The organism is Aeromonas sp. 1HA1 (assembly GCF_029237385.1).
GTDB lineage: Bacteria > Pseudomonadota > Gammaproteobacteria > Enterobacterales > Aeromonadaceae > Aeromonas > Aeromonas popoffii.
In genome coordinates, this window is sequence record NZ_JAACGC010000005.1 from 21,106 (window position 1) to 37,965 (window position 16,860).

A 16,860-nucleotide genomic window follows, 5' to 3' on the forward strand; every position below is an offset into this window, starting at 1 on the left:
AATGAAAAAAGCCCCGAAAGGGGCTTTTTTTGCAAGAGGCCCAGGCTCATTGAGTGAGGGCGGCCAGAATAGTGTCAGAGTCCTGATGCCGGGCCAGCACCTCTCGCAGTCGATTGAATGCCTTGCTGGCCTCCTGCGGGTACTTGCCATAGGAAACCACGCCGGTATGACTCCAACCGGCCGCCAACAAGACCTTCTTCTTGAAATGAGTGCCTTCAGTTCCGCCACCACCAAGCTGCATCAAAAATTGTTCCATCTGAAGGTGAGAAGGGGGAACGCGGGAGAAGATGGCAAAGTCTTCCGGTTTGACTTCATCAAAGTGCATGACGACTCCTGTGAGGATGAATGGGATTACCCTCAGATTAGATGCAAATACCCGGGGCGTGAACGAAAAGTCAGGGGGAAGAGGCAGCGCGGCACTCAGACGTTCAGACTGACACCCTGTTGTGCAGCAGGCTTGACCGCCTGTTGATAACGCTGGGCAATGACCTGATTGCGCTGCTCCATGTAGCCGCTCAATACACCTCTCTTGGCGCTGCCATCGGCCGCCAGGGCGGTATCTGGGTCGGATGAAAGCAGCGCCTTGCGGGCATGGGCCTCCTTGGCGGCGGCACTTCTGGCCACGCTCAGATCCTGTGCGGAAGGATCCGCCGGGGCCAGGGCGGCGGCACGTACCTGTTGCATCTTGGCGATGGTAGCCCTGGGATCGCCGGAAATGGTCCCGATATCAATGGAGACGCCCCCGCCGGTGGCGTAGCGCTTGCCATCCGGTCCCATCGAGAACTGATAGGTCGGACTACCGGCATACTGACCACCGGTAGCCTGATGGGCCTGCTCGTGGGCTCGCACCTCCTGATCCCTGTCTACCAGCGCCTTGACCTGCAGCTCCTGCTTCTGTTGCTGCTCCTGCTGCCTGGGATCCTGCTGTTGCTTGTTGCGCTGCCCGTATTCCCCCGTGGCCTCAACGACGCGGTGATCAACCGGTGTTTGCGGGTTGCCGGTCTGGGAAGCTTCCCGCGTCTGCTGGAAACTCTGGTTGGGATTGGCCTGGCTGGCCTTGGACTTGTCTTTCTGTGAGCCGACTTCAGGCTCGGCATTAAATACCTCGCTCTGGCGGGTCTGGGGGATGAGGGCTGCACGGCGATTGTCAGTGCGTGCGGATTCCGTCTGCGGTTGCAGCTGATTAGGAATCATGGTCGGCAGACTGACATTGATGTTCATGTCACACCCGGATATCGATCAGCGTACCCATAACATCACTGGCGGTCTGGATCACCTTGGCAGACGCCCCGGCCTGTATTTCGGCCACCTTGAGGTTGACCAGTTCATCAGGCAATTGTACCTGGTCACCGCTCGGGGTGTTGAGCCGAGCGATCTGGCTGGATGCCTTATCGGCAATCTGTTCCGCTCGCTGAAACCCTTGTACACCGCTGTTCAATGCAGAATCTATACGCATGATGACTCTCCTCTGACGCTGGATTAATTATCCGTCACGCCAGAGGATTAATGAAGCAAATAGGTTGTTTTTCAACCAACAAAATGTCGAATGATTTCAACGAACTGCTGCGGATGGGAAATAAAGGGTGCGTGCGAGGCCTTTTCCAGCACCAGGCTGTGACTGGCCGGATAGCGTTCGTCCAGCAGCGGTATGGCCGCCTTGGGCACCAGCGAATCCAGCCGGCCATAGACCCGCAACCAGGGCAGGCTCAGCGTGGTCAGCTCATCGCGCAAGTCGACCTCCGCCAGCAAACCGAGTCCGGCCTCCAGCGCCGCAAGCTGGGGAGCCGGGCGCTCTGCCAACCAGTGGCGCAGCTGGCGGATATCATCCCGGGCATGTTCGCTGCCCATGGCCTGGATAGCGAGGAATCGTTCTATGGTCTGCTTGAAATCCCCCGCCAGCATCTGATTGAAACCGGTCAGCACCTTGGGGGCGATCCCCGGCCAGTCGTCACGGGCCATGAAACAGGGAGAGCTGGCTACCGTGATAAGCGAAAGGCATCGCTCAGGCTGGGTTAGCGCCAACTGGCTCGCCACCAGACCACCGAGGGACCAACCGAGCAAATGGCACTTCTGCGGCAAGACAGCGGCGACCTGCTCCGCCAGCCAGGGCAAGGAATAATCACTCCCATCAAGCAGCGAACTGTTGCCAAACCCGGGCAAGTCCACCAGATGTATCCGATACTGGGCCGCCAACTGCTGGGCAATACCATGCCAGACTGCGCCATTCATGCCCCATCCGTGCAACAGCACCAGGTCGGGCCCCTGACCAAATCGCTCTACCGATACGCTCATCTAGACTCAAGATCCCTGTTCATTCTCTTGGGGTCAGCATGTTAAAGCGACTGCTCGCCAAAGCAAGTCCGATCCTTGGCAACCATGCCGACTGGCAGGGCCACTGTCTGCTCTGCCAACAGCCTTGCGATGAACAGCCGCTGCTCTGCAGCTGGTGCCAACAGGCCCTCCACCAGCCCTATCACAAATGCAGATTGTGTGCGGCACCCTTGCCGGAATCAGACGGGGAAGCCGAACCTGTCTGCGGACACTGCCAGCGCAGGCCACCGCCCTGGCAGCGGTTGCAGGTCATTGGCGACTACCAGCCCCCCTACTCCATGCTCATTCCCCAGTTGAAGTATTCTGGCCAGATCCTGCTGGCACCGCTGCTCGCCCGTCTGCTGGCAGATCATCTGGAGAGAGACGATCCCCCCGAAGCCATCATTCCGGTTCCCCTGCACTGGTGGCGGCAGTGGTGGCGCGGCTTTAATCAGGCAGAAGAGATAGCCATCACCCTCAGCGAGATCACCGGCATCCCTTGCGACACCCGGCTGCTGCGCAGAATCCGAGCCACTCCGCAGCAGACCCGGCTCAGTGCCGCTCAGCGGCGACGGAATCTGCGCGGAGCCTTCCACATCCAGCCTCACCACTATCGGCATGTCGTCCTGCTCGACGATGTGGTGACCACGGGGGCGACGGCGGGTCAGCTCACCCGCATGCTTCACGAGAGCGGCATCGAAAAAGTGGACGTGTGGGCCATGTGCCGTACGCTCAAACACATAAAATGACACTCGATATCTGTCCCGCAAGCGCAGGCACATCAGGCTGCCATAGGGATATTTGACATATGCTCGGCACCATCTGCATGCTACCCAAGCACTGCCAAGCGAGTTATCATGAATACCCTAGTCGTACACTCAGGTTTATGAGGATAGTGATGATCAGCATTTCCGACACCGCCCAGGCCCATTTCCGTAAACTGCTGGAAAAACAGCCTGATGGCACCAATATCCGGGTGTTTGTGGTCAATCCGGGAACCCAGAATGCCGAGTGCGGCGTATCATATTGCCCACCCGACGCGGTCGATCCGGAAGATCAACACCTGCCCTTCAGCGGCTTCGACTGCCTGGTCGATCCGCTGAGCACCCCTTTCCTGGTCGATGCCACCATCGACTTTGTTACCGATCAGATGGGCTCCCAGCTCACGCTGAAAGCCCCCAATGCCAAAATGCGCAAGGTGGACGACGATGCACCGCTGATCGATCGCATAGAATACGTGCTGATGTCCGAGGTGAACCCCATGCTGGCCGGTCACGGTGGCAAGGTCACGCTGGTTGAGCTGACCGAAGACAAGCTGGCCATTTTGCAGTTTGGCGGCGGTTGCAACGGCTGCTCCATGGTTGATTACACCCTGAAAGAGGGGATCGAGAAGCAGCTGCTGGAGAAATTCCCGGGCGAGCTCAACGGCGTCAAAGATGCCACCGAGCACCAGCGCGGCGATCACTCCTACTATTGATCGAATGCCCGTGGCGATCACCCGACAAGCTTGATCCCCCCTGACCACACATGAAAAGGCCCCGCCAATCTGGCGGGGCCTTTTGCTATCCAGCATCAGCGGATGGCTTATTCGTCGCGCTTGTCCCGGCTAAGCAGGGCGATGGCGGCCTCTTTCGGGTTCTTGCCCTGATAGAGCACCTGAAAGATCTGCTCGCAGATAGGCATCTCGACGCCACAACGGGCCGCCAGCAGATGCACCTCCTTGGTGTTGCGATAGCCTTCCACCACCTGACCTATCTCGGCCATGGCGGTATCCATGCTCTTGCCAGCCCCGAGGGCCAGACCGAAGCGACGGTTGCGAGACTGGTTGTCGGTACAGGTGAGCACCAGATCCCCGAGCCCAGCCATCCCCATGAAGGTTTTGGCGTCGGCACCCAGGGCCGCTCCCAGACGCTGCATCTCCACCAAGCCCCGGGTGATGAGCGCAGTTCTGGCGTTGGCGCCAAATCCCAGCCCGTCGGAGAGACCGGCACCGATGGCGATGACGTTCTTGACGGCGCCGCCGAGCTGCATACCGACGAAGTCCGGATTGGTATAGACCCGGAACGAGCGACCGCAGTGCAGCAACAGCGAGAGATCATCAGCAAAGTCATCGTGAGTCGACGCCACCGAGATGGCGGTCGGCAGGCCGGCGGCCAACTCCTTGGCAAAGGTGGGGCCGGAGATCACCGCCAGCGGGATCGCCTCACCCAGCACCTCACGTGCCACATCTTGCAACAGGCGGCCGCTGTCTGGTTCCAGCCCCTTGGTGGCCCAGGCGATACGGGTATCGGGGCGCAGGAAGGGCTTGACCTGAGCCAACACTTGACCGAACACATGGCTCGGCACCACCAGCAGCAGCACGGGAGCTGCTTGCACCGCAGCCTGCAGATCGGCGGTCAGTTGCAGATCAGCAGGGAAAGGGACATCCGGCAGAAAAGCCTTGTTGCAGCGCTCTTTTTCCAGCTCGGCGACATGGGCTGGGTCGTGACCCCACAGCAGGGTCGGATGACCGTTGCGCGCCAGAGAAATGGCAAGGGCGGAGCCATAAGACCCCGCCCCCAAGACCGAGATAGCGATCTGGTCAGCCATTATCAGGCTTCCGCTGTCGCCTGCTGGGCCTGTGCTTGCGCCATGTGCTGGGCAAACAGGGCATCGAAGTTGACCGGTGCCAGGTTCAGCTGCGGGAAGGAACCCTTGCTCACCATGTTGGCCACGGCTTCGCGGGCGTACGGGAACAGGATGTTCGGGCAGAAGGCTGCCAGGCAGTGGGCCAGTTGCGGCTCAGGCAGGTTGCCTATGGTGAAGATACCGGCTTGCTGTACTTCGCACAGGAAGGCCGTTTCGGTTTCCAGCTTGCAGGTCACGGTCAGGGTCAGCACAACCTCATACACGCCATCCGCCAGGATATTGGTCTTGGTGTCCATGTCCAGCTTGACGTCCGGCTGCCACTCTTTCTGGAAGATGTGCGGGGTATTAGGGGCTTCGAAAGAGACATCCTTGGTGTAAACACGCTGGATGTGGAATTCCGGTTGTACTTCCTGGTTGTTGATTTCGTCAGCCATTTCGTTTGATTCCTTTTAAGAAAATATGTGGGCGCAGGCCCTTCAATCAGCGTTTTTTGGTCACCGGCAGATTATCTGCACGCCACTGGGCCATGCCACCGCTGAGCACATACACCTGCTTGAAACCGGCCTTGCTCAGTTGGCGACCTGCGCCACCAGCGGTCATCCCCGACTCGCACACCACTATGATGGGGGCATCTTGATGCTTTTCAACTGGACCCAGGTTATTGCTCTGGATCTGGCTGAGCGGCAAGTGCTTGGCACCGGCCAGATGGCCCTTGGTAAACTCTTCCTGACTGCGAATGTCCACCACAGTGGCATTTTCGCGGTTGATCAGCAGGGTAGCCGTGTGGTTGCTTACCGTTTTAACCGGAGAAAAACGAGCACGCACCGTGGTGTAAACCAGGGTGCCTGCCAGGCCGAACCAAGCTGCGGTCAGCAGCGGGTTACGGGCCGCAAAATCCAAATACTCTTGCATCTTCTACTATCCAGGGACCAAGACAAGGACCCGAGTATACATGGGGACCCCACCAAGATCAGCCATCTTGGCGGCAAAGCGGGAGCGGGCTCCCATCGGGCAGGGGCGCGATAAAGGATCGGAATAAAAAATGGCGTCCGACGCTTTGGGGCGAGGATTCGTCGAGCAGGGAGACAAGCCGGCGACAAAGGGGAAACAGGCTGGCAACAGCCTTGAGCGACGGTGGCCGAGGCTTGGCTATCAGGTGACTATTTCGGCAGATGTAGTAATATTACGCTAGTTTCACTTCCCGCAATTCATTCCTATCCGAGAGGACATAGCCTTATGTCAACAGCTAAGAAACCTTTGGTTCTCGTCATCATGGACGGTTGGGGCTACAGCACCAAGCAAGAGCACAACGCCGTCGCTGCCGCCAAGACTCCCAACCTCGACCGTCTCGCCCGTGACTACACCAGCACCCTGATCTCCGGCTCCGGCCTGGACGTGGGTCTGCCGGATGGCCAGATGGGTAACTCCGAAGTGGGCCACGTCAACATAGGTGCCGGTCGCATCGTTTATCAAGAGCTGACCCGCATCTCCAAAGAGATCAAAGACGGCGACTTCTTCCAGAACGTCGAACTGGCCAAGGCTGTTGATGCTGCCGTGACCAAGGGCAAGGCCGTTCACATCATGGGTCTGATGTCCCCGGGTGGCGTACACAGCCACGAAGAGCACATCATGGGCATGATCGAGATGGCCGCCAAACGTGGCGCCGAGCAGATCTACTTCCACGCCTTCCTGGATGGCCGTGACGTACCGCCGCGCTCTGCCCAGTCTTCCATCGAACAGTTCGATGCCCTGTTTGCCCGTCTGGGCAAGGGTCGTTTCGCCTCCATGATCGGCCGCTACTTCGCCATGGACCGTGACAACCGCTGGGATCGCGTGCAGCAAGCCTATGACCTGATGACTCAAGGCAAGGGCGAGTTCACCGCCGACAGCGCCAGCGAAGCCCTGGCCGCCGCCTATGCCCGCGACGAGAACGACGAGTTCGTCAAGGCCACCCGCATCGGTGCCGCCGCCCCCATGCAGGATGGCGATGCCCTGATCTTCATGAACTTCCGTGCCGACCGCGCCCGTGAGATCACCCGCGCCTTCGTCGACAGCGACTTCACCGGCTTCGCCCGTGCCGCCACCCCGGCGCTGAACTTCGTGATGCTGACCGAATACGCGGCCGACATCAAAACTGCCTGTGCCTATCCGCCGACCGCCCTGGTGAACACCCTGGGTGAGTGGCTGGCCAAGCAGGGCAAGACCCAGCTGCGCATCTCCGAAACCGAGAAGTACGCTCACGTGACCTTCTTCTTCAACGGCGGCGAAGAGTCCTGCTTCACCGGTGAAGATCGCGAGATCGTTGCCAGCCCGAAAGTGGCCACCTATGACCTGCAGCCGGAAATGAGCTCCGAAGAGCTGACCGACAAGCTGGTGGCCGCCATCAAGAGCGGCAAGTACGACACCATCATCTGCAACTACCCGAACGGCGACATGGTCGGCCACACCGGTGTGTTCGATGCGGCCGTCAAGGCCTGTGAAGCGGTTGATCACTGCATTGGTCGGGTCACCGAGGCCCTGGCCGAAGTAGGTGGCGAATGCCTGATCACCGCCGACCACGGCAACGCCGAGAAGATGCTGGACGAAGAGACAGGTCAGGCGCACACAGCCCACACCAACCTGCCGGTTCCCCTCATCTATTTCGGTCGCAAGTCCGAGGTGGTTGAAGGTGGCAAATTGTCCGATCTGGCTCCGACCATGCTGACCCTGATGGGTCTGCCTGTCCCGCCGGAAATGACTGGCAAGCCCCTGATGATTCTGAAATAATCCTTCCCCATGCGGGGATGCGAAGTTATTTCAAACAAAACCAGTCGCGTCGGCCAGTTGGCCGGCGCGCTGTTTTTTTGCCTGTGGTTTATCGCGGGCAACGCCTGGGCTGCCAATCAGCAGCTCGGCACCATGCAGTCCCAGATCAAAGAGCAACAGAAGAGCATCAAGCTCAGCAAGCAGGAGCTGGCCAAACTCAACACCCAGCTCAAGGCCGATGAGCAGGCCATCTCGGCGGCCGCCGCCAAACTCAACCAGACCAAGCAGCAGTTGAAACAGAACCAGCAGAAGCTGGCGACCCTGCAAAAAGACAAGCAGGCACTGGAACTACAAGCAAAATATCAGAAACAGTTGCTGGCCAAGCAGGCTGAAAGCGCCTTCCAGGCGGGCAACCACGATTACCTCAAACTGCTACTCAATCAGCAGGACCCGGCCAAACTGAGCCGTTCTCTCGATTACTACGACTACCTCAACAAGGCCCGTATCGAGGCCATCGACGCCCTGCGTGTGACCCACACCAAGCTGGCCAAAAACCAGCAGGCCACCAAAGAGACCGAGAGCAAGCTGCAAGCCCTGCTAAGCGAACAGCAGGAGCACCATCAGGCCCTGCTTGCCAGTCAACAGAGCCGCGCCAAAGTACGCAACCAGCTGCAGCAATCGGTACAAAACGACGAACAAAAGCTGACCAAGCTGGTCAAGGCAGAGAAAGCCCTGAAAGCCCGGTTGGAAGAGCTGCGTCGCCAGCGGGAAGAGCAGGAGCGCCGTGAACGGGCCGAGCGGGAGCGGCTGGCCAAGCTGAAAGCCGAGCAGGAGCGCCAGCGCCGTCTGGAGGCACAGCGCCTGGCCGCCGAACAGAAGCGGATTGCCGAACAACAGCGGATCGCGGCACAGCAGCAGAAAGTCGGCGAGCAGCAACGGCTCGCAGCCCAACAGCAGAAAGTCACCGAACAACAGAACAGGGTAGCGGAGCAGCAAGCCGCCGCGCGCAGCAGCAAGCCAAACAGTGGCGGCTACGGCGGTCTCAGCACCAACGGCAGCCTGCGCTGGCCAGTGCAGGGCCCGATCCTCATCTCCTACGGCTCACCCCGCACCGCAGAGCTCAAGTGGAAAGGCACCCTGATCGGGGCCAGCGAAGGGACCCAGGTCAAGGCGGTCGCACCGGGCCAGGTGGTTTACGCCGACTGGCTGGATGGCTTCGGCATGCTGCTGGTGATCGACCACGGCCGTGGCTACATGAGCCTCTACGGTCACAATCAGTCGCTGCTGCGTCAGGTGGGTCAGAGCGTGGAACAGGGCGAACCCGTGGCACTGGTCGGCGACAGTGGCGGCCAGGACAGATCCGGCCTCTATTTCGAGATCCGCTATCAGGGTGAAGCCATCAACCCGACCAAGTGGTTAGCCAAACGCTGACCCCGTACACTCGATGACCACAAGCCTGCATGACGCAGGCTTTTTTGATCGTCGCCGACGGCCCTGTCAGCGGCATCGAATGACGGAAATTTACCCCGTTTTCGCCCACCGGGATCAGGGGAAGACGATGAGGCCGAGTTGTTCGAGCAACCCCTGCTGCTGCTCTTCATTGATCTGCACCCCGTCCAGATTGACCCGACGCAGATCCAGCCCGGGCAGGTCGCACTGGCGCAAATCGCAGCCCTGCAGGTTGAAACTGGTCCACTCTATCTGGCCAAACGCTGAACCGCTCAGATCGGAGCCGGCCAGCGAAGCACCCAGCAGGCTGGCTCCCTGCCAGCGATTGCCGGTCAGCTCGCAGCGCTCCAGCACACAGCCATCGAAGTTGGCGTAGCTGAAGTTATTGCCCGTAAGATGCGCTTCGCAGAAGTAGCTCTTGATGGTGATCTGGTTGGCGAAGCTGGCTCGGGCAAAGTTGATGCCCATGGCCTGGCAGTCACGCATCTCCAGCCCCAGACACTGGCTGCGGCCAAGATCCGCCAGGGTCAAATCACAGCGAAGGAAACTGGCCTCCCGCAGATCGCAGCCCTGTAGCTGGCAGCCCAGCTCGCGCTCCCGCTCGTAGAAGCTGCAGTCGACGAAGCGGCTCTCACTCAAATCCAACCAGGAGAAGTTGCAGTCGATAAAGCGGCACTCCGTGAAACACTCTCCCGCCACATCCTGCTGCTCGAAACGCGTCCCCTCGAAGCACTTGCCCTTGATCATGCGAATAGTCTCCTGCCGATGGCGTCATATGCTGACTTTGTTAAACAAAAACGGTAATGTTACCTGTAACATTTTTGCCGGATCCCGAGATGAACGATACCCGAAAGCGCCGCCCTACCCTGCAGGACATAGCCGACCTGACCGGGGTCACCAAGATGACCGTCAGCCGCTACCTGCGCGATCCACAGGCCGTGGCCGAGGGCACCCGTGAGCGGATCGCCGCCGCGGTGGAGGAGCAGGGCTACATCCCCAACCGGGCACCGGACATTCTTTCCAACGCCACCAGCAGGGCGATCGGCATCCTGATCCCCTCGCTCTCCAACCAGGTCTTTTCCGCCGTGGTGCACGGCATTGAGTCCGTGACCCGGCCTGCCGGCTACCAGACCCTGCTCGCTCACTACGGCTACAGCCCGGAACGGGAAGAGGAGCAGGTGGCCTCCCTGCTCTCCTATCACGTGGATGGCCTTATCCTCTCCGACAGCCAGCACACCGAGCGTACCCGCAAGATGATCGCCACCGCCGGCATTCCGGTAGTGGAAACCATGGATCTGCCGCAAGCCCCCATCGACATGGTGGTCGGCATGGATCATAGAGCCGCCGCCCGGGCCATGGTAACAGAGATGCTGCGCCGGGGCCGACGCAAGGTGGTCTATCTCGGCGCGCGGCTCGACGTGCGCACCCAGCTGCGGATGGAGGGTTACTATCAGGCGATGACCGACGTCGGCCTCACCGGCCAGCATCTGCTGACCGAGCAATCTTCCAGCTTCACCCTGGGTGGCCAGCTGCTGGATCAGGCGCTGGTGCGCTATCCCGACCTCGACGGTCTCTTCTGTACCAACGATGACCTGGCGGTGGGCGCCCTGCTGCAATGTCAGGCCAAGTGGATCCCTGTGCCCCAGCAGATCGCCATTGCCGGGTGCAATGCCCTCGACATTGGCCACGCCATGACCCCCAAGCTGGCCAGTATCGCCACCCCGCGGGAAGCGATCGGCCGCGAAGCGGCGACCATGCTGCTGGCTCGCCTCAGCGGCCAGCCCCTGCCCGACACCCGCAAGGATATCGGCTTCTCCCTCTATGTCGGGGAGAGTCTGGGCTGACCCCCTGCCATCATGGCGTGTTTACCCGCTATGATGGCGCATACTGCAACCTCTTATCGCCATCCTCTGCTCTATGCTGGCCCGGCATTACAGCCACATTTCAGGAGCAGAAAATGAACAACACCGAAAGATTGCAAGCCTGCCTGCAGCGCGTTGTCTGCGATCCTCGTTTTACCCTGGCCGAGCTCGACCAGTGGTTCACCCCGGACTACTGCCAGCAGGTGAATGGCGAGCAGCTCGACTACATCGCCTTTTGCCAGCACATTGCGGCGCTGAGAGCTCATCTGGCCGAAACCACTATCGAGTTCGTCGCCACAATCGCGCAAGGGGACAGGGTGCACTCGACCCATGTGGTGCGAGCTACCCGCCACGATGGCGCCCCACTGGTCTGCAAGGTGAGCGGCCTATTCACCTTTCGCGACGGCAAGATCTGCCAGACCGACGAGGTGACCTGCCTGCTGAGCGGCAGCAAGCAGGATGCCGACATAGGTTCACGACGCTGAGCCACGCCGGGCGAAGCGCTGGAGCGCGCGGGAGAAGGCGGCGGGATCTTCGTAACCGAGCAGGTCGGCAATCTGCACCGATGTGAACCCCTGATACTGCAACTGACGGGCCCGCCCCATCACCACCTGCTCGCGCCACTGGCGGAAGGTACAACCCAGCTGCTGGAGGAAAAGCCGGTTGAGAGTGCGCAGCGAAGCGCCGCAATCCATGGCCAGCTCGGCAAGCATGGTGTTGATTGAGGGCGCCTGACAGAAACGCTCCAGCACCCGCAGCAGGCGCGGGTCGAGGTTGGCCGCCAGCGCAGGCTGGGCTGCTTGCGGAGTAGCTCGCACCAACTCGTGGCCAATCACTGTCAGATAGGCCTCCTGCTCGGCCCCCTCCTCCAACTCGCTCTGGCGGGCAAAAAGCCCTGCCAGCAGCGGCGTTACCTGCCGCAGACCAAAAGGGGCTAATGCGGACGAATCGGTATAGATAAGCGACAGGCGAGAGTGGCGCAGCACGCGAAACTCATGCTCCCAGCCCGCCGGAATAAAGCAGAGCTGACCAGCAACCAGCAACTCGCTGGCAGCACCGCCGGTGATAACGCCGCCACCGTCGTGCATGTAACAATACTGGGCCTGCGGATGGCAGTGCAGCGGTGTGAAGTGCCCTTGCGGACAGGAACGATGGAGAAAGGACATATCGACCAGCCGGATAAGAAACCGACCACGACCATAAGGGAGCAGACAGCGCCCTGTAAATGGCTTTTCCGCTGTCAGCATGGTCAAAAGAAACAGGCCACCCGAGGGTGGCCTGTCTGGATTTTCTGCACAACTGATGCTTAGCGTTTAACCATGGCAACCGCTTCGCGGGAGAGGCGGGTCACCTCTTCCCAGTTGCCGCTCTTGACCGCATCGGCTGGCAGCATCCAGGAGCCGCCAACAGTCGCCACGCACTTGAGCGCCAGATAGTCGGCCACGTTTTTCGGGCCAATACCGCCGGTGGGGCAGAACTTCACCTGGGGCAGAGGAGCGGCAATGGCGGAGAGTGCCTTGGTACCGCCGTTCGCTTCAGCCGGGAAGAACTTCAGGTGGTCGTAGCCCGCTTCCAGCGCCTGCATCACCTCGGAAGGCGTGGCAACGCCCGGGATCAGCGCCGCGGTACTCTTGGCCGCGTGGGCCAGCAGGGCCGGAGTCATACCCGGGGAGATGACGAAGCGGGCACCGGCAGCGACGGCAGCGTCAAACTGCGCGCAGTTGAGCACGGTACCGGCACCGACCATGGCGTCCGGCATCGCCTTGGCGATGAGAGCGATGGCATCGAGCGCCACCGGGGTGCGCAGGGTGATCTCGAACACCGAGATGCCGCCGTCCAGCAGCGCCTTGGCCATTGGCAGGGCCTGTTCCAAGTCGCTTATGACCATCACGGGCACCAGCGGAGAGGCGGCAAACACCTCAGCAGGGGTCACTTTCCAGTTTTGCATAACGCTTCCTTAATCAAAGATGGTGGCGCCACACTCGGCGCTCGATACCGCGCGACGCATCACGCTGAACAGTTCACGGCCCCACCCCTCTTGTTCCAGAGTGAGGTCAATCTCGGCCTGGGTACGGCCACTCAAATCGGTCAGGCAGTCGAGACGACCAGTCACCGCGTCCACCCGCAGCAGATCGCCATCTTGCAACAGGCCGATGGCCCCGCCGTGCAGCGCTTCCGGGGTGACGTGGATGGCGGCCGGGATCTTGCCGGAGGCGCCGGAGAGACGGCCATCGGTGACCAGCGCCACCTTGTGACCCGCCTTCTGCAGGTTGCCGAGCACCGGCATCAGCTTGTGCAGCTCCGGCATGCCGTTGGCGGCCGGGCCATTGTGACGCACCACGATAACGGCGTCCTGATTGAGATCACCCGCCTTGTAGGCTGCTTCCACCGCATGCTGGGAGGAGAAGACCCGGGCAGGGGCTTCAATCACCCGATACTCGGGGGCGACGGCAGAGACCTTGACCACGGCGCGACCCAGATTGCCCGCCAGCAGCTTGGTGCCGCCGGTGGCCTGGAATACGCTGCCAGAGGGTGAGAGCACGCTCGCATCGCTGCTTTCGCCCACCGGCTGCCACACCAGCTTGCCATCGACCAGCACCGGACGGCTGAGGTAATCCTGCATCTCGCCAAAGACCGGAGTGGCATCCATGTGGATCAGCCCCTCTTGCGCCAGACGGCGCATCAGGCCGGGCACACCACCCGCCTGTTCGAAGGCGTTCACATCGGCCGGGCCGTTCGGGTACATGCGCACCAGCAGCGGCACCACGTCCGAGAGATCGCTGATGTCGTCCCAGGTCAGGTGCAGCCCGGCGGCCCGTGCCAACGCCACCATGTGGATGCTGTGGTTGGTGCTGCCGCCAGAGGCGAGCAGGGCCACCAGACCATTGACCAGGGCGCGCTCGTCCAGCACCTCGCTCAAGGGGCGGTAGGCGGGAGAGCCCGGGATCATGGCGCTGATGCGGCGGGCAGCCTCTTCGGTGAGAGCGTGGCGCAACTCGCTGTGAGGATGGACGAAGGCAGAGCCCGGCAGCATCAGGCCCATGGCCTCGAACACCAGCTGGTTGGTGTTGGCAGTGCCGTAGAAGGTACAGGTGCCCGGTGCATGGTAGGCACCGCACTCCATCTCCAGCAGGGCGTCGCGGCCCAGTTGACCGGCGGCGTACTGCTGGCGCACCTTCACCTTGTCATCATTGCTGATGCCGCTGGCCATGGGGCCCGCCGGCACGAAGGCGGTGGGCAGGTGCGCGTGGGAGAGCGCCCCCATGATCTGGCCCGGGGCTATCTTGTCGCAGATGCCGAGCAGCAGGGTGGCGTCGAAGGTGTTGTGGGAGAGTGACAGCGCGGTTGCCTGGGCAATGAGATCGCGGGAAAACAAAGACATGTCCATCCCCGGCTGACCCTGAGTCACACCATCGCACATGGCCGGTACGCCACCCGCCACCTGGGCGCTGTGGCCCAGTTCGGCCAGTGCCGCCTTGATGATGTCCGGGTAGCCCTGATAGGGCTGATGGGCGCTCAGCATGTCGTTGTAGGCAGTGACTATGCCGACGTTGGCGCGGGTCATGTCGAGGATGCGACCCTTCTCGTCACTGCTGCAGGCGGCCACGGCGTGCGCCAGGTTGCCGCAGGCCAGTGCAGCGCGGGTCTTGCCCTGCTCGGCCTGACGCTGGATACGGGCCAGAAAAGCCTGGCGACGGGCGGCACTGCGCTCGCGAATGCGGGCGGTGACGTCGGAAATTACCTGATGGATCATTGGGCTTGCTCCAATGCTGTGACGGCCCGATCAACCACCTGTTCGAAGGTGCCGTCTATGTCGATGTGGAATACACCGGCCTCGCCATCCGGGCGCTCCAGAGTATCGAATTGACTTTGTACCATGCTTTCCCGCATGAAATGGCCCTTCCGTGCCCGCATCCGTTCGAGGATCAGCGGCTGATCACCATCCAGAAACAGGAAATGCACTGAGTCATTGCCCTCGCGGATCTGGTCGCGGTACTGCTTCTTGAGGGCCGAGCAGACGATGACACCCACCTCGTTCTTCTGCTCCAGGCTGTAAGCCGCGTCGCGGATCCGCTCCAGCCAAGGGGCGCGATCCTCGTCGTTGAGGGGCTTGCCGCCTGCCATCTTCTGGATGTTGGCCCTGGGATGCAGATCATCACCATCGATGAACTTGGCCCCCAGTGCCTGGGCCACCTTGAGGCCAACGCTGGACTTGCCGCTACCACACACACCCATCACAATAATGCTCTTGCCCGCCATTGTTTGACCTCTATCCCATTTTTCAAAAATCGTGCTGCTGATGGGTTCTAACTTATCACGTTACCGGTAACATGTTACCGGTAACAACAAGAAATGTGAAGTCTGCCACAGACTGAGCGAACTCACAGTCACCTGGGCAAGCGAGCTTGAGCCCTGGCCATAAATCTAAATAAATCATAAAGATATGGTCTGCCAACGGATCGGCAGGGTGTCGATACTGAATCTGGAACAAGGAACGCACAACAATGTCTGACCTATCCCTGATCATGACGGCCGCCGGCTCCATAGTGCTGCTGCTCTTTCTGGTGATGAAGGCCCGCCTGCACGCGGTCGTCTCCCTCATTCTGGTCTCCATGGTGGCTGGCCTCGCCGCCGGCATGAACCCGGCCGAGATCGCCAACACCATCCAGAAAGGGATGGGCGGCACCCTGGGTTTCGTGGCCGTGGTAGTGGCGCTGGGCGCCATGTTCGGCAAGGTGATGGAAGTCACCGGCGCCCTCGACCGGGTAGCCCATACCCTGCTCGGTACCTTTGGCGTCAAGCGCGCCAACTGGGCCATGTCACTGACCGGTTTCATCTGCGCCCTTCCGCTCTTCTTCGACGTGGCCGTGGTGCTGCTGATCGGGGTGGCCTTTGCCATCGTCCGCCGTGGCGGCGGCAGCGTGGTGAAGATAGGCATAGCGCTGCTGGCAGGCATCGCAACCTGCCAGGCGTTCCTTATTCCGGCGCCGGGCCCCATTCTGGTGGCTTCTCAGCTGGGGGCCGATTTTGGCTACATGATACTGTTCGGTCTGATCGCCGCCGTACCAGCCCTGATCCTGGCGGGACCGCTGTTCGGGGAACTGATCAGCAAGGTGGTGGATGTGCCGCTGCCCGCCGATGCCCAGAACAGTGCCCACGACGACTGCAAGACCCTGCCCTCGTTCGGGCTGGCCATGGGCCTGATCGGGCTGCCGCTGCTGCTGATAGGCCTCAAGACCATCGTCGGCCGCTTCGTCGAGGCGGGATCCACCCTGCACAACTGGCTGGAGTTCATCGGTCATCCCTTCACTGCCATCATGGTCGCCTGTCTGGCCGCCTTCTACCTGCTGGGGGTGCGTCGCGGCATGTCCCGTGACGAAGTGATGAGCGTCTGCAACAGCGCCATCCAGCCAGCCGGCGTCATCATACTGGTGACCGGCGCCGGTGGCGTGTTCAAGCAGGTGCTGGTTGATTCCGGGGTGGGTGCCGCTCTCGGCAACATGCTGGCAGATTCCGGCCTGCCCATCGTCGCGCTGGCCTTTATCCTGGCGGCCGCGGTGCGGGTCATTCAGGGTTCCGCTACGGTCGCCATGCTGACCGCATGCGGTCTGGTGCTGCCGATGCTGGAGCCGCTCGGGCTTAACGGTGCCCAGCTGGCCGCCGTGACCATCGCCATCGGTGGCGGGGCCATCGTCCTCTCCCACGTCAACGACTCCGGCTTCTGGCTGGCCAACCGCTATCTTGGCCTCTCCGAGAAGCAGACCCTGCAGACCTGGACAGTGATGGAGACCATCATAGGCACCACGGGCGGCGTCATGGCGATGATCATCTACAGCTTCCTTTGAACATAACCGCAGTCAAAAAG

At 61.0% G+C, this 16,860-nt stretch carries 19 protein-coding genes; 7 read left to right on the top strand and 12 right to left on the bottom strand.

Going from position 1 to position 16,860, the window contains the following annotated elements; genetic code table 11:
- Positions 1-46: 46 nt before the first annotated feature.
- The 4 genes from GWQ22_RS02755 to bioH all read right to left on the bottom strand — a co-directional run bounded on the left by GWQ22_RS02755 (position 47) and on the right by bioH (position 2,292).
- Positions 47-325: a hypothetical protein gene (locus tag GWQ22_RS02755; protein ID WP_275929382.1), complete on the bottom strand. Its 279-nt coding sequence runs from the start codon at positions 323-325 to the stop codon at positions 47-49.
- 95 nt (positions 326-420) lie between these two features.
- A complete protein-coding gene (locus GWQ22_RS02760) occupies positions 421-1,221 on the bottom strand; it encodes a putative metalloprotease CJM1_0395 family protein (protein WP_275929383.1) in 801 nt (266 codons plus the stop codon).
- 1 nt (position 1,222) lies between these two features.
- The gene (locus GWQ22_RS02765) at positions 1,223-1,456 is read right to left on the bottom strand and encodes a flagellar biosynthesis protein FlgE (RefSeq protein WP_275929384.1); all 234 of its coding nucleotides are present in this window, start codon (positions 1,454-1,456) and stop codon (positions 1,223-1,225) included.
- A gap of 71 nt (positions 1,457-1,527) precedes the next feature.
- Complete coding sequence (gene bioH, locus GWQ22_RS02770) at positions 1,528-2,292, bottom strand: pimeloyl-ACP methyl ester esterase BioH (protein ID WP_212514011.1); 765 nt, start codon at positions 2,290-2,292, stop codon at positions 1,528-1,530.
- A 38-nt stretch (positions 2,293-2,330) separates the two neighbouring features.
- Between bioH and GWQ22_RS02775 the strand changes: the two genes are divergently transcribed.
- Positions 2,331-3,059: a ComF family protein gene (locus tag GWQ22_RS02775; protein ID WP_275929385.1), complete on the top strand. Its 729-nt coding sequence runs from the start codon at positions 2,331-2,333 to the stop codon at positions 3,057-3,059.
- A 149-nt stretch (positions 3,060-3,208) separates the two neighbouring features.
- Positions 3,209-3,787: a Fe-S biogenesis protein NfuA gene (gene nfuA / locus GWQ22_RS02780; RefSeq protein ID WP_042033882.1), complete on the top strand. Its 579-nt coding sequence runs from the start codon at positions 3,209-3,211 to the stop codon at positions 3,785-3,787.
- A 107-nt stretch (positions 3,788-3,894) separates the two neighbouring features.
- Here the strand turns inward: nfuA and gpsA are convergent, their stop codons facing one another.
- Genes gpsA through GWQ22_RS02795 form a run of 3 tightly spaced genes read right to left on the bottom strand, consistent with a single transcriptional unit; the run spans position 3,895 to position 5,850 of the window.
- Complete coding sequence (gene gpsA, locus GWQ22_RS02785; protein WP_275929386.1) at positions 3,895-4,899, bottom strand: NAD(P)H-dependent glycerol-3-phosphate dehydrogenase; 1,005 nt, start codon at positions 4,897-4,899, stop codon at positions 3,895-3,897.
- Positions 4,900-4,901: 2 nt separating this feature from the next.
- Positions 4,902-5,372, bottom strand: a complete 471-nt coding sequence (secB, locus tag GWQ22_RS02790; protein ID WP_005319808.1) for a protein-export chaperone SecB — start codon at positions 5,370-5,372, stop codon at positions 4,902-4,904.
- A 46-nt stretch (positions 5,373-5,418) separates the two neighbouring features.
- Positions 5,419-5,850, bottom strand: coding sequence for a rhodanese-like domain-containing protein (locus GWQ22_RS02795; protein WP_108536652.1), 432 nt, complete (start codon positions 5,848-5,850; stop codon positions 5,419-5,421).
- Positions 5,851-6,174: 324 nt separating this feature from the next.
- On the opposite strand from GWQ22_RS02795, the gene gpmM reads away from it, so the two are divergent.
- Together gpmM and GWQ22_RS02805 are read left to right on the top strand one after the other, a co-directional pair.
- Complete coding sequence (gpmM, locus tag GWQ22_RS02800; protein ID WP_275929387.1) at positions 6,175-7,704, top strand: 2,3-bisphosphoglycerate-independent phosphoglycerate mutase; 1,530 nt, start codon at positions 6,175-6,177, stop codon at positions 7,702-7,704.
- A 9-nt stretch (positions 7,705-7,713) separates the two neighbouring features.
- Positions 7,714-9,114: a peptidoglycan DD-metalloendopeptidase family protein gene (locus GWQ22_RS02805; RefSeq protein WP_275929388.1), complete on the top strand. Its 1,401-nt coding sequence runs from the start codon at positions 7,714-7,716 to the stop codon at positions 9,112-9,114.
- A 114-nt stretch (positions 9,115-9,228) separates the two neighbouring features.
- On the opposite strand, the gene GWQ22_RS02810 is transcribed toward GWQ22_RS02805, so the two are convergent.
- Positions 9,229-9,879, bottom strand: a complete 651-nt coding sequence (locus tag GWQ22_RS02810; RefSeq protein ID WP_108536507.1) for a Qnr family pentapeptide repeat protein — start codon at positions 9,877-9,879, stop codon at positions 9,229-9,231.
- Positions 9,880-9,968: 89 nt separating this feature from the next.
- Here GWQ22_RS02810 and GWQ22_RS02815 point away from each other — a divergent pair, with 89 nt between their 5' ends.
- Positions 9,969-10,976 (top strand): substrate-binding domain-containing protein, encoded by a 1,008-nt coding sequence (locus tag GWQ22_RS02815; RefSeq protein WP_275929389.1) that lies wholly within the window; start codon positions 9,969-9,971, stop codon positions 10,974-10,976.
- Between the two features lie 113 nt (positions 10,977-11,089).
- Positions 11,090-11,479, top strand: a complete 390-nt coding sequence (locus GWQ22_RS02820; RefSeq protein WP_275929390.1) for a nuclear transport factor 2 family protein — start codon at positions 11,090-11,092, stop codon at positions 11,477-11,479.
- Here the strand turns inward: GWQ22_RS02820 and GWQ22_RS02825 are convergent.
- The 4 genes from GWQ22_RS02825 to GWQ22_RS02840 all read right to left on the bottom strand — a co-directional run bounded on the left by GWQ22_RS02825 (position 11,468) and on the right by GWQ22_RS02840 (position 15,254).
- Complete coding sequence (locus GWQ22_RS02825; RefSeq protein ID WP_275929391.1) at positions 11,468-12,160, bottom strand: AraC family transcriptional regulator; 693 nt, start codon at positions 12,158-12,160, stop codon at positions 11,468-11,470. The genes GWQ22_RS02820 and GWQ22_RS02825 overlap by 12 nt on opposite strands.
- A 140-nt stretch (positions 12,161-12,300) precedes the next feature.
- A complete protein-coding gene (locus tag GWQ22_RS02830; protein WP_275929392.1) occupies positions 12,301-12,942 on the bottom strand; it encodes a bifunctional 4-hydroxy-2-oxoglutarate aldolase/2-dehydro-3-deoxy-phosphogluconate aldolase in 642 nt (213 codons plus the stop codon).
- A 9-nt stretch (positions 12,943-12,951) separates the two neighbouring features.
- A complete protein-coding gene (gene edd, locus GWQ22_RS02835; RefSeq protein WP_275929393.1) occupies positions 12,952-14,748 on the bottom strand; it encodes a phosphogluconate dehydratase in 1,797 nt (598 codons plus the stop codon).
- Complete coding sequence (locus GWQ22_RS02840; RefSeq protein ID WP_275929394.1) at positions 14,745-15,254, bottom strand: gluconokinase; 510 nt, start codon at positions 15,252-15,254, stop codon at positions 14,745-14,747. The genes edd and GWQ22_RS02840 overlap by 4 nt, the downstream gene beginning before the upstream one ends.
- Positions 15,255-15,499: 245 nt before the next feature.
- Here GWQ22_RS02840 and gntU point away from each other — a divergent pair, with 245 nt between their 5' ends.
- Positions 15,500-16,840, top strand: coding sequence for a gluconate transporter (gene gntU, locus GWQ22_RS02845; protein ID WP_042033897.1), 1,341 nt, complete (start codon positions 15,500-15,502; stop codon positions 16,838-16,840).
- Positions 16,841-16,860: the final 20 nt, after the last annotated feature.

Bases quoted from the DNA above. Each gene is read 5' to 3' on its own strand.
- secB (WP_005319808.1), bottom strand. From the start codon at position 5,372: ATGGCTGACGAAATCAACAACCAGGAAGTACAACCGGAATTCCACATC.
- gpsA (WP_275929386.1), bottom strand. From the start codon at position 4,899: ATGGCTGACCAGATCGCTATCTCGGTCTTGGGGGCGGGGTCTTATGGC.
- GWQ22_RS02830 (WP_275929392.1), bottom strand. From the start codon at position 12,942: ATGCAAAACTGGAAAGTGACCCCTGCTGAGGTGTTTGCCGCCTCTCCG.
- gpmM (WP_275929387.1), top strand. From the start codon at position 6,175: ATGTCAACAGCTAAGAAACCTTTGGTTCTCGTCATCATGGACGGTTGG.
- nfuA (WP_042033882.1), top strand. From the start codon at position 3,209: ATGATCAGCATTTCCGACACCGCCCAGGCCCATTTCCGTAAACTGCTG.
- GWQ22_RS02765 (WP_275929384.1), bottom strand. From the start codon at position 1,456: ATGCGTATAGATTCTGCATTGAACAGCGGTGTACAAGGGTTTCAGCGA.
- edd (WP_275929393.1), bottom strand. From the start codon at position 14,748: ATGATCCATCAGGTAATTTCCGACGTCACCGCCCGCATTCGCGAGCGC.
- gntU (WP_042033897.1), top strand. From the start codon at position 15,500: ATGTCTGACCTATCCCTGATCATGACGGCCGCCGGCTCCATAGTGCTG.
- GWQ22_RS02795 (WP_108536652.1), bottom strand. From the start codon at position 5,850: ATGCAAGAGTATTTGGATTTTGCGGCCCGTAACCCGCTGCTGACCGCA.
- GWQ22_RS02755 (WP_275929382.1), bottom strand. From the start codon at position 325: ATGCACTTTGATGAAGTCAAACCGGAAGACTTTGCCATCTTCTCCCGC.
- GWQ22_RS02810 (WP_108536507.1), bottom strand. From the start codon at position 9,879: ATGATCAAGGGCAAGTGCTTCGAGGGGACGCGTTTCGAGCAGCAGGAT.
- GWQ22_RS02760 (WP_275929383.1), bottom strand. From the start codon at position 1,221: ATGAACATCAATGTCAGTCTGCCGACCATGATTCCTAATCAGCTGCAA.
- GWQ22_RS02815 (WP_275929389.1), top strand. From the start codon at position 9,969: ATGAACGATACCCGAAAGCGCCGCCCTACCCTGCAGGACATAGCCGAC.
- GWQ22_RS02775 (WP_275929385.1), top strand. From the start codon at position 2,331: ATGTTAAAGCGACTGCTCGCCAAAGCAAGTCCGATCCTTGGCAACCAT.
- GWQ22_RS02805 (WP_275929388.1), top strand. From the start codon at position 7,714: ATGCGGGGATGCGAAGTTATTTCAAACAAAACCAGTCGCGTCGGCCAG.
- GWQ22_RS02840 (WP_275929394.1), bottom strand. From the start codon at position 15,254: ATGGCGGGCAAGAGCATTATTGTGATGGGTGTGTGTGGTAGCGGCAAG.
- GWQ22_RS02820 (WP_275929390.1), top strand. From the start codon at position 11,090: ATGAACAACACCGAAAGATTGCAAGCCTGCCTGCAGCGCGTTGTCTGC.
- GWQ22_RS02825 (WP_275929391.1), bottom strand. From the start codon at position 12,160: ATGTCCTTTCTCCATCGTTCCTGTCCGCAAGGGCACTTCACACCGCTG.
- bioH (WP_212514011.1), bottom strand. From the start codon at position 2,292: ATGAGCGTATCGGTAGAGCGATTTGGTCAGGGGCCCGACCTGGTGCTG.